The sequence below is a fragment of the Flavobacterium sp. IB48 genome, from assembly GCF_016405855.1.
GTDB classification, from domain to species: Bacteria; Bacteroidota; Bacteroidia; order Flavobacteriales; family Flavobacteriaceae; genus Flavobacterium; species Flavobacterium ginsengisoli.
Genome location: NZ_JAEFCA010000013.1, coordinates 42,584 through 51,839, shown reverse-complemented (window position 1 = coordinate 51,839; position 9,256 = coordinate 42,584). Strand labels below are relative to the sequence as shown.

Below are 9,256 nucleotides of genomic sequence, written 5' to 3'. Positions count from 1 at the left end.
GCCTTTCTTTTGAAAACCCTATCCAAAACGGATAGGGTTTTTTGTTTTATACGCAGTTTTTAAAGTATCAGATTTAAGATGTGTCTTCTAATGTTCGTATTTACCTCTAGAGAATAATATGCTCCTCCAATAAAATACGCGTTAGGATGGAAATGGCATCTTTCTTTGGAAAAAGAACATTAGTATTATCCAAAAACTTCTTCCGTAGAAGATAGAGCGGATAGTTCGGTCCAAAGGGAGATATTATAATTTTTTTGTAGTCTGTAAATCAGTGCGTTATGTTTTTTTTGTTTTAATTGAATTTTTTGTCGTCAACATCATGTATGAACTGAATTACGCCATCCATAAAAACTTTTTGATCATCCCACATGGCCAAGTGACTTCCGTTTGGACAGTATAAATAACGTCCTTTTTTCACTAATTTACTTTGCTCTTCCATTGCTTTTGGATCCATTGTGTCATATTTTGCACCAATCATTAAGGTTGGAATTGTAATTTCATGTAATCGATTTTTAATGTCCCATTTGGCTAATCTTCCGCTTATTCCAAATTCGCTTGGACCTTGCATTAAAGTGTAAATTTCTCCATTTGCATGCTTGCTAGCTCGATTTAAACCGTCTGGCCATTCCTCAAGTCGACATAAATGCTCTTTATAAAAATTAGGAATCAATAACTCCATATATCTTGGATTATTAAAGTCTTTTTTGGCTTCCAAAGCCCTTATTTCTGCTAAAACTTCTGGTTTCATTTGTTTTGCTAGAACTTCGTCAGCATATTTTCCATATTCTGGAGCACTCGCCATCATGTTTGATACTAATAAACCTTTCATATTTTGCTGATATTTCAAAGCATATTCCATTGCTAGAATTCCTCCCCATGAATTTCCTAATACATAAAAATTCTCTTTATCTGCGTTAATAGCTTTTCTAACTTGTTCAACTTCTTCAACAAATCGTTCTGTAGTCCATAAACTGCTGTCTTTTGGCTGATCGCTGTAATAAGAACCCAATTGATCATATTCATAAAATTCAAAACCTTCCCTTTGAAAAAATGTTTCAAAACATTCCATATATTCGTGAGTCATTGCTGGTCCTCCATGTAATAATAAAACTTTTATTTTTGGATTGTTTCCAAATCGTTTTGTCCAGACTTTAAATTCTCCAATAGGTGTTTTTATTGGAATCATTTTTACTCCAGCCGATTCAACTTTATCTTGATTATAGGTAAAATAAGCAGGTAATATTTTAGCTTGATTTTCATTTTTGCATGATGTAATTAATAGTGTAAGTACTAGAATAGAAATGTAACGCATATGTTTTTGTTTGACGGTTTATACTAAATTACAAATTTTAAGATGTAAATTAAGAACTTTTTTGGATGTAAGTGCTGTTTTATCAATGTGTTATAGAGATAAATGTTTCTTAAATTAATTTGTAAGTGCTTTTTCTTATTGTAAATTAGTGAAAGTATACTTAAAAAGTGAAATTATGAAAACGAGAGTATTTTTTACTATTATATTGCTATGTATAACAATATGCGTCAGTGCGCAGAAGAAAATTGAAGTAACAGAACTTCCAAAATCAGCACAGGAATTTCTGAAAAAGCACTTTAGCCATACTTCAATAGAAATTGCTAAAAAAGATGCTGAACATGGAGAAAAAGGTTTTGAAGTAAAACTAAAAGACGGAACAGAAGTAGAGTTCTGGAAAGATGGTTCCTATCGAGAAGTAGATGGTGGAGATAATCCAATTCCAACAGATTTTATTCCAGATGCAGTTAAAGCTTATGTTGCCAAAAATTATCCTAATGAAAAAATTACTCATATAGACTATGGGCATAAAGATTTGGATGTCGATTTAACCAATAATATTGATTTGGAGTTTACGAAAGATGGTAAAATTTTAAAAGATAGGAAACATAGGTAATGTGTTTTATTTTTTAAGTGATTTTTGAAAATATAAACGTGAGAGAAAATAGTTTATATTTACATCTTCTATTAGTTGTTTTTATGGAAGAAAATAAACATGTAACGATTTATGATATTGCTGAAAGACTTAATTTGGCAACATCGACCATTTCACGAGCTTTAAAAGACCATCACACAATTAGTGATAAAACTATAAAGAAAGTGAAAAAAACTGCAGAAGAAATGGGATTTGTTCCTAATACTTTGGCTGCAGGTTTACGAGGTAATAAAACTAAAACCATTGGGGTTTTAATTCCAACAGTTACACAGCCCTTTTTATCTTCATTAATCAGCGGAATCGAAATTACGGCTCAAAAGTCTGATTATACTGTAATCATTATGCAGTCACATGACTCCTATGAAGAAGAAGTCAATATGGCGAAATCTCTTTACAGTAATCGTGTGAGTGGTGTAATTTGTTCATTGGCAATGGAAACGCGCGATACGTCACATTTTCATCAATTTTCAAACAATAATATTCCGTTAGTTTTTGTCGATAGGGTTCCTAAAGATTATAATACTTTTAGAGTTGTAATTGATAATTACTCAGCAGGTTACAAAGCTACAAAACATCTTATTGAACAGGGCTGTATTCGTATTGCCCACATTACGGCAGGATCAGAATTAGGAAATTTATATAATGAAAGAAAAAGAGGCTATATTGAAGCCTTGAAAGATCATAATGTTGATATAGACGAAAACTTGATTGTCAATTTAAATTCAGTTACTTACGAAGACGGTGTGAAAGCCAGCAATGCTTTATTTGATTTGAAACCAATGCCAGACGGATTATTTGCTCCTGGAGATATTATTGCTGTAAGCGCCGTACAAACGGCTAAAAAACGCGGTATAAAAGTGCCAGAAGAATTTAAAGTAATTGGTTTTAATAATGATCCGATTTCGCAGATTATCGATCCTAATTTGTCGACTATAACACACCCAGCTGAAAAAATGGGAAAGGCGGCAGCAGAAATCATTATCAAGAATTTGAAATCGGCTAAAAATGATGACGCTAAAGAAATTACTTTTTTAAACACAGAAGTACTCGCTAGAGAATCTACTCAGAAATAAAATCAAGAATATTTAAAATAATAAGGCTTATCGATTTATTTGGTAAGCCAATATTTTTTATGAAAACAATTACACTTCCAGACGAGATGAATTTAGAAAAATCACAACAGGTGCATGTTGTGGGTTACAATAGTTCTAAAGACGTTTCGAAACAGCAGATTATTTTAAATAAGAATATAATTAGTTTTTTGATTGAAGGAACAAAAGAAGTTATTTTTGATAATGAAGCCTTGTCAATAACACCTTCTAAGTTTATTATAATGAGATCTGGAAATTGTTTAATGACAGAAAAAAGAACTTCTGAAACTTCTCTTTATAAAAGTGTTCTTTTGTTTTTTTCTAACGAAATGCTTCATAATTTCATTAGAAAAATGGAATCTGAAAATTCAGAATCTAGTGAGCCAAAATCAGTTTATGCGTTTGATTATGATGATTTTCTAAAGCGTTTTGTAGAAAGTTTGGTCGATATTGCTAACCTTTCAAAAGCTATTCAGCCAAAATTATTAGAAGTAAAATTTGAAGAAATTATGTTCTATCTCATTGATAAATATGGAACTAATTTTCTTTATTCTTTAACTACAAACAGCGATGATGCTGCGCAAAAATTCATTCGAACTATCGAAAACAGTTATTTAAGCAAACTGACTTTAAAAGAATTAGCCTTTTTATGTAATATGAGTGTTTCGACTTTTAAAAGAGAATTCGAAAAATACTATTCAGAATCTCCTATAAAATGGTTTCAAAACAAAAGGCTTGAACATGCGCATTATTTGTTGAGTCAGGAAAAAAGCCCTTCTGAAGTTTATTTTGAAGCTGGTTACGAAAATCTTTCAAGCTTCAGTCAGGCTTATAAAATCAAATATGGCGTAACTCCAAAACATCATAAAGCAGTTTGAGCTTTTTGCAACAGTTTTTGAACCTTTTCCTAAAATTATTCAATTATTCCAAATCTAACTTTGCTTAAAATTTTAAATCAGATAAAATGAAAAAGCTTAGTTTAATTTTAGCGATGTCAGCGATTTTCTCGACATCTATTTTTGCACAAAAAACATTTACCTTAACTAGTAAAGATTTAGGAGGGGAAATTACTAAAGTTCAGGAATTCAATGGCTTTGGATGTTCAGGAGAAAACCAATCTCCACAGTTGTCTTGGAAAAACGCTCCAGAAGGAACCAAAAGTTTTGCTGTAACTATGTACGATCCAGATGCGCCTACAGGAAGCGGATTCTGGCACTGGGTTGTAGTTGATATTCCAGCAAATGTAAACGAATTGGTAACTAACGCAGGTACTAAAAATCTTGTTCCAAAAGGAGCAATTCAAAGTGTTACCGATTACGGTATTAAAGGATTTGGAGGGCCTTGTCCGCCAGTTGGTCACGGATATCATCAATATATCATTACCGTTTATGCTTTAAAAACTGATAAATTGGGAACAGATGAGAATACAAATCCGGCAGTAGTAGGGTTTAATCTTTGGAATCAGACTTTGGCAAAAGCCAGTATTGTAGCATATTACAAAAGATAAAGTATCAGTAAAGAATTCTAATCTCTGAATTCTTAAAATCTAAAATTTACGGTACTTTAGGCAGGATAGTTTTTTAAATTATCCTGCCTTTATTTGTTAATAAAATTATTTTTTTGAAAAAAGCAGCGTTAAAATTTTTTTCTTAAATAACAATCTTATATTTTTACGCAACCGATTGCAATTGTTGTTTTGTTTAAGATTGTTTATTTTTTAAATTAAAATTTTATTAAATATTCTTAATTGAGAATAAAACATTGATTCTTTTAAAATAGTGATTGTAAAGAATAAATTAAAACCAGATGACTTCATTAAGATTTGTTTTCCTGTTTCTTTTGATTTCCTTTTCGGCTTTGGCACAAAAGGATTATAAATTATGGCTTCAGTATAATGCCGTGAGTAATTCTGCAATGGCTTCAGAATACAAAAACAATCTTAAAGGAATTGTTGTTTTAGGAAATTCAGAAACCATTAAAATTGCGGAGAAAGAACTTAAAACAGCTTTTGAAGATATGCTGAGTGTTATTCCAGAAATCAAATCAGATATAAAAGGAGAAAATAATCTAATCGTTGGTTCGCAAATAAGTTTAAATGCTGAAATCAAAAATGAACTGAAATCTGATTTTGAAAAAATAAATGACGAAGGTTTTATTATCAGATCCATTTCTTTTAAAAACAAAAAACAAATCATTATTACAGGAAAAAATGACGTTGCCGTTTTATATGGAGTTTTCAATTTCCTGAGAATATTGCAGACTAATAAATCGATTAAGAATTTAAATATTGCTGATTCTCCAAAAACAAATATCAGAATTCTGAATCATTGGGATAATTTAGATAGAACAATCGAAAGAGGTTATGCTGGATTTTCGCTTTGGAATTGGCAGAAACTTCCAGATTTTATCGACGAGCGCTATATTGATTACGCTAGAGCGAATGCCTCAATCGGAATTAACGGAACGGTTTTGACCAATGTAAATGCCAATGCTTTAATTCTGACTCCACAATATTTAGAAAAAGTTGAAGCTTTGGCAAATGTCTTTAGACCTTACGGAATAAAAGTTTATTTAACAGCAAGATTTTCGGCACCGATCGAAATTGGAAACTTAAAAACAGCCGACCCAAAAGATGCTCAAGTAGTTGATTGGTGGAAAAATAAAGCAGCAGAAATCTATAAACGAATTCCAGATTTTGGAGGATTTTTGGTGAAAGCTAATTCTGAAGGTCAGCCAGGTCCACAAAACTATGGAAGAGATCACGTTGATGGAGCAAATATGCTTGCTGATGCCGTTGCGCCTTTTGGCGGTGTAATTATGTGGAGAGCATTTGTATATTCTGGGCATGATGCTAATGACCGCGCCAAACAAGCTTATGCTGAATTTCAGCCTTATGATGGAAAATTCAAAGAAAATGTAATTGTTCAGGTCAAAAATGGAGCAATCGATTTTCAGCCAAGAGAACCTTTTCATCCGTTATTTGGCGCAATGCCGAAAACGCCTTTAATGATGGAATTTCAAATCACGCAGGAATATTTAGGTTTCAGTACACATTTGGTTTTTCTGCCTAAATTATTTCAAGAAGTTCTGGAATCTGATACCTATCAAAAAGGAAAAGGTTCGACTGTTGCGAAAGTTGTAGATGGAACTTTATATCAAAATAAACTAACTGGAATTGCTGGCGTTGCCAATATCGGAAACGATTTAAACTGGACAGGACATCCTTTCGCACAGGCCAATTGGTATGGTTTTGGGCGATTGGCTTGGAATCCGTATTTGGATTCAGAAACCATTGCTGATGAATGGTTAAAATGTACATTTTCGAATGACGAAAACTTCATTAAACCTGTAAAAGATATCATGATAGAATCGCGCGAAGCCGTTGTAAATTATATGACACCGCTAGGTTTACATCATATTATGGATACGGGACATCATTACGGACCAGGACCTTGGGTTTCTAATTTATCAAGACCAGAATGGAATCCGACTTATTATCATAAAGCCGACAAAAACGGAATTGGTTTTGACCGATCAAAAACGGGAACTAATGCGACTGCACAATATGCACCCGAAGTTGAAAAACTTTTTGATAATTTAGAAACTTGCCCAGAAAAAGATCTTTTATGGTTTCATCATGTTTCATGGGATTATAAACTGAAAAACGGTCAGACACTTTGGAATGGCATGTCATTGAAATATCAGGAAGGCGTAAATCAGGTAAAAGAGATGCAGAATGTTTGGAAGAAAACCGAAAAATATATTGACAGCGAACGTTTTAACGAAGTAAAAATGCTATTAGAAATTCAGTATAAAGAAGCAAAATGGTGGCGCGATGCATGTTTGCTATATTTTCAGCAGTTTTCAGGGAAAGAACTTCCAGCGGGAGTAGAAAAACCAACACAAATTTTAGAGCATTTTGAATCATTAAAATTTCCTTTTGCGCCAGGAAATGGATAATAAATTTGAGTAATTGTAACGCGGATAAAACGGATTTGCTATCGCAAAGACACGGAAAAAAGGCGGATTTTTTTAATGAAATTGAGAAAAAAAATCCGCGTAAATCAGCGATTTCGCGATAACGAATCCGTTTCATCTGTATACAAAAAATATATTTTATAGAAAATTATGAGTAAGAAAACAGCAATTGTAACTGGAGGAAATTCAGGTTTAGGTTTTGCGACAGCAAAGAAATTATGTGATAACGGAATAAAAACTTACATAATTGGAAGATCAAAAGAAAAAACAGAAGATGCTTGTAAGGAAATTGGAGAAAATGCTATTCCAATAATTTTTGACTTAAATAATCTAGCTGGAATTCCTGCGATGATTGAAAGCATCACAAAAGAAAATTCAATTGATATTTTGGTAAATAATGCTGGAATCAACATGAAAAAAGAAATTCCAGGGGTAACTGATGAAGATTTTCTTTCGATAATTCATACTAATTTATTGAGTGTTTTTGCGGTAAGCCGCGAAGTCATAAAAAATATGAAATCTAACAGAAGCGGCAGTATCATCAACATTAGTTCGATGGCATCTCAATACGGGATCCCAAAAGTAATTGCTTATTCGGCAAGTAAAGGCGCAATTGAATCGATGACACGTGCAATGGCAACTGAATTAGCGCCGGCAGGAATACGTGTAAATTGTGTTGCTCCTGGATTTATTAAAACCAAAATGTCTGCTGCTGCTTTGGATAATGATCCAGAAAGAAAAAATAAAGTATTAGGAAGAACTCCAATGGGCTTTTTAGGAGAACCTTCAGACATTGCAGATGCGGTATATTATTTCGCTTTAAGCGAATCAAAATATACTACTGGTACAGTTTTGCCTGTTGATGGCGGAAATAGTATAGGATTTTAAGTCTAGATGAAATAGCTCGCAAAGGCGCGAAGCCGCAAAGTATTTTGCCTTTAAGTTTTTTTAAATAAAACTTTGTGACTTAGCACCTTCGTGGCATAAAAAAAGAGAAGTATGATAAAAATGCAACAAACCATGAGATGGTTCGGTCCAAGTGATAGCGTCAAGTTGATCGATATTCGACAAGCTGGAGCAACGGGAATTGTAACCGCATTGCATCAAATTCCGGTTGGAGATATTTGGACGATTGAAGCAATAAAAGAAAGACAGGAAATCATTCGCAATTATGGTTTGGAATGGACTGTGGTTGAAAGTCTTCCGGTTCATGAAGAAATCAAACGCGCTTCTGGAAATTATTTGCAATACATTGAAAATTATAAAATCAGTTTAAAGAATCTGGCAGATTGCGGCATCAAAATTATAACCTACAATTTTATGCCAATTCTGGATTGGGTAAGAACCAATCATAATTTTATAAATGAAGATGGAAGCAAAGCTTTACTATACAATCAGGATGCATTTACTTATTTTGATGTGTTTCTTTTGAAAAGACCGAATTCTGAAAATGATTATTCTGATACTGAAAAAGAAAAAGCTTTAAAATTTGGTAATCAATTATCTGAAGATGAAAAAGCTTTACTGTTTAAAAATGTTTTACTGGGATTGCCAGGAAGCAAAATCAATTTTACGGCAGAACAGATTTTATCGCTTTTAGATAATTATGCTGCTATTAATAACGAAAAACTAAGAGAAAACCTGATTTATTTTCTATCTGAAGTAACGCCAATTGCAGAGCAAAACGAACAAAAACTAGCGATTCATCCAGACGATCCACCGTTTTCGGTTTTAGGACTTCCAAGAATTGTTTCAACAGAAACCGATTTGAAAGCTATTTTCAACGCCGTTCCTTCAACAGCAAACGGATTGTGTTATTGTACAGGCTCATTAAGTGCAGATCCAAAAAATAATCTTGAAAAAATAATAGACGATTTTGGAGAGCGAATTCACTTTTTACATCTTAGAAATACTATCCGCGAAAGCGAAACTATTTTCAGGGAATCAGAACATTTAAACGGCGATGTTAAAATGGAAATAATTGTGGAGAAATTATTGTTGTTGATGAACAAAACCAAAATAAGTTTTCCAATGCGTCCGGATCATGGTTTTCTTCATCGAGTTGATGAAGCAACAGAAACTTATCCAGGTTATTCTTTAACAGGAAGATTAAAAGGTCTTGCTGAATTGAGAGGTTTGGAAATGGGAATTGGTTATAAATTGGGTCTATAAATAAAGTTAAGTATCCTAACATTTTTTTAAACCGGTTAGGTTTAAGATTAT

The 9,256-nt window shown here is 32.9% G+C and carries 8 protein-coding genes; 7 read left to right on the top strand and 1 reads right to left on the bottom strand.

Translation table 11 applies throughout. The annotated features are described in order from the left end of the window. Nucleotides 1–292: 292 nt before the first annotated feature. Nucleotides 293–1,312 carry a proline-specific peptidase family protein gene (locus tag JC605_RS23230; RefSeq protein ID WP_198858460.1) on the bottom strand — a complete coding sequence of 340 codons (1,020 nt, stop codon included), beginning with the start codon at nt 1,310–1,312 and terminating at the stop codon, nt 293–295. A gap of 175 nt (nt 1,313–1,487) precedes the next feature. On the opposite strand from JC605_RS23230, the gene JC605_RS23225 reads away from it, so the two are divergent. The 7 genes from JC605_RS23225 to uxuA all read left to right on the top strand — a co-directional run bounded on the left by JC605_RS23225 (nt 1,488) and on the right by uxuA (nt 9,205). Next, a complete protein-coding gene (locus JC605_RS23225; RefSeq protein WP_198858459.1) occupies nt 1,488–1,925 on the top strand; it encodes a PepSY-like domain-containing protein in 438 nt (145 codons plus the stop codon). An 83-nt stretch (nt 1,926–2,008) separates the two neighbouring features. Beyond that, nucleotides 2,009–3,037 carry a LacI family DNA-binding transcriptional regulator gene (locus tag JC605_RS23220; RefSeq protein WP_198858458.1) on the top strand — a complete coding sequence of 343 codons (1,029 nt, stop codon included), beginning with the start codon at nt 2,009–2,011 and terminating at the stop codon, nt 3,035–3,037. A 59-nt stretch (nt 3,038–3,096) separates the two neighbouring features. Continuing rightward, on the top strand, nt 3,097–3,933 hold the full coding sequence (locus tag JC605_RS23215) for an AraC family transcriptional regulator (protein WP_198858457.1): 837 nt from the start codon (nt 3,097–3,099) through the stop codon (nt 3,931–3,933). A gap of 86 nt (nt 3,934–4,019) precedes the next feature. Then, nucleotides 4,020–4,562, top strand: coding sequence for a YbhB/YbcL family Raf kinase inhibitor-like protein (locus JC605_RS23210; RefSeq protein ID WP_198858456.1), 543 nt, complete (start codon nt 4,020–4,022; stop codon nt 4,560–4,562). Nucleotides 4,563–4,861: 299 nt separating this feature from the next. Further along, nucleotides 4,862–7,015 carry an alpha-glucuronidase family glycosyl hydrolase gene (locus JC605_RS23205; protein ID WP_198858455.1) on the top strand — a complete coding sequence of 718 codons (2,154 nt, stop codon included), beginning with the start codon at nt 4,862–4,864 and terminating at the stop codon, nt 7,013–7,015. A gap of 168 nt (nt 7,016–7,183) precedes the next feature. Further along, complete coding sequence (locus tag JC605_RS23200) at nt 7,184–7,921, top strand: SDR family NAD(P)-dependent oxidoreductase (RefSeq protein WP_198858454.1); 738 nt, start codon at nt 7,184–7,186, stop codon at nt 7,919–7,921. 120 nt (nt 7,922–8,041) lie between these two features. Then, nucleotides 8,042–9,205: a mannonate dehydratase gene (gene uxuA, locus JC605_RS23195; protein ID WP_198858464.1), complete on the top strand. Its 1,164-nt coding sequence runs from the start codon at nt 8,042–8,044 to the stop codon at nt 9,203–9,205. Nucleotides 9,206–9,256 lie beyond the last annotated feature (51 nt).